Annotated in this window: 1 protein-coding gene; it reads right to left on the bottom strand. The window is 78.0% G+C overall.

The window, feature by feature from the left end; all coding sequences use genetic code 11:
- Positions 1 to 558 (bottom strand): phosphopantetheine-binding protein (locus KUM32_RS36235; protein ID WP_217146148.1); only part of this gene is annotated, 558 nt, incomplete at both ends.

Raw genomic sequence — 558 nt, 5'->3', positions numbered from 1 at the left:
CCTCCAGCCGGTGCAGGAACCACAGCCGCTGTTGCGCGAAGGACAGCGGCTCGCGCTCGCCGCGCTCCCCCGCTGTCAGGGGCGCGCGGCGCGTCCCGCGCGGCAGGACGACCTCGGCGAGCGCGGCCGGGGTCGGGTGGTCGAAGACGTCGCGGATGGCGACGTCGACGCCGAGCGCGGAGCGGACGCGGCCCGCGAGCCGCATGGCCAGCAGCGAGTGCCCGCCGAGGGCGAAGAAGTCGTCGTCGGGCCCGGCGTCGGGCTGGCCGAGCAGGTCGGCGAAGAGGCTGACGAGCACGGCCTCGCGCGGGTCGCGGGGCGCCCTGGTCCGTTCGGCCGCGGCCAGTTCGGGGGCGGGCAGCGCGGCCCGGTCCACCTTGCCGTTGGGGGTGAGCGGCAGCTTCTCCAGCGGCACCGTCAGCGAGGGCACCAGGTGCGCGGGCAGCCGGTCGGCCAGGAACTCGGCGAGCCCGCTGGGCGCCCCGGTGACGTAGGCGACCAGGCGCTGGGTGCCCGACGCGTCGGGGGCGGCGACCACGACCGCGTCCTCGACCCGGG

The organism is Streptomyces sp. AC627_RSS907 (assembly GCF_019049165.1).
Note: the sequence above shows the minus strand (reverse complement) of the source record. Positions and strands in the feature narration are given on the sequence as shown.